Source organism: Ruminococcoides intestinihominis (genome assembly GCF_040096285.1).
In the GTDB taxonomy this organism is placed as follows: Bacteria; Bacillota; Clostridia; order Oscillospirales; family Acutalibacteraceae; genus Ruminococcoides; species Ruminococcoides intestinihominis.
Genome location: NZ_JBBMEY010000093.1, coordinates 1 through 1,471 on the forward strand (window position 1 = coordinate 1; position 1,471 = coordinate 1,471).

A 1,471-nucleotide genomic window follows, 5' to 3' on the forward strand; every position below is an offset into this window, starting at 1 on the left:
CATCTGTACCAACACCTACAACTACATCATCTTCAACAACTGCAACAACTGCAACAACTGCAACAACAGCAACAACTGCAACAACTGCAACTACTGCAACAACTGCAACTACTGCAACAACTGCAACAAAGCCTGTTGAAAAGGTAAAGGTTAGATACAACCTAACTAATGTTGTTTCTTCAAATAAGGTTGAAGAAATTGAAAAGAATGATGTTTATACAACAGTACTATCTCCTGTTAAGGGTTATGAAATCTCTTCAGTAATCATGGTAGTAAACGGTAGTGTTGTTCCTGTAAATAAGAATGCTGATGGTACATACCTAGTAACAGTACCAGCAACAGGTGACATTACAATTTCTGCTTATGCAAACGAAATCGTAATTCCACCAACAACATCATCAACAACAGAAACAACTGCTACAACAGCAACAAGTGCTACAACTGCTTCAAGCGCAACTAAGCCTCCTGTTAAGACATTTAAGGTAACAAACAACCTAACTAATGTTACAACAAACAATAGTGCAACAACTATTGAAGAAGGCAAGGTTTATACTGCACTTCTATCCCCTATTAAGGGTTACGAAATCTCAACAGTAGTTCTAATCGTTAATAACGAAGTTGTTCCTGTAAGTAAGAATGCTGACGGTACATATCTAATCAGTGTACCTGCAACAGGTGACATTACAATTTCTGCTTACGCAAATGTAATTCCACCAGAACCTACAACAACATCTTCATCAACAACAAGTACTACTTCAACAACAAGTACAACAACAGTTCCACCAAGAACTACATTCAAGGTAACAAACAACCTAACTAATGTTGTTACAAATAATAACGCTACAACTGTTAACAAGAACGAAGTTTATACTGCAGTTCTTTCACCTGTTAAGGGTTATGAAATCTCAACAGTAGTTCTAGTTTCAAATGGTGAAATTGTTCCTGTAAATAAGAACACAGATGGTACATATCTAATCAGTGTTGTTGCTTCAGGTGATATTACAATTTCTGCTTATGCAAGTCTAATTCCACCAGAACCTACAACAACATCTTCAACAACATCAACAACAACTTCTTCAACAACAGGTACAACCGGTACAACTGCTCCAAAGACATATGCAGTTAATGCAATGCTAACTAACGCAGTTTCAACTAATAATGCTAAGACAGTTGAAGAAGGCTCAATGTATAGTGCAATCATTGCTCCTGTTGAAGGCTATGATATGGTAACATTCGTTGCTACAATGAACGGTCAGCAGATTGAACCTGTTAAGAGTGGTAATGCTTATATCATCACTGCTAAGGTAACAGGTGATATTAACATTGTTGCTTATGCTGAAAAGAAGCCTGAACAAACAACTGCTACAACAGCAACAACAGCAACAACAGCAACAACTGCTACAACTGCAACAACAGCAACAACTGCAACAACTGCAACAACTGCAACAACTGCAACAACTGCAACAACTGC

At 37.5% G+C, this 1,471-nt stretch carries 1 pseudogene; it reads left to right on the plus strand.

The features are described 5' to 3' along the window. Positions 1-1,471, plus strand: a pseudogene (locus WMO18_RS10860) (hypothetical protein); the annotation flags it as partial.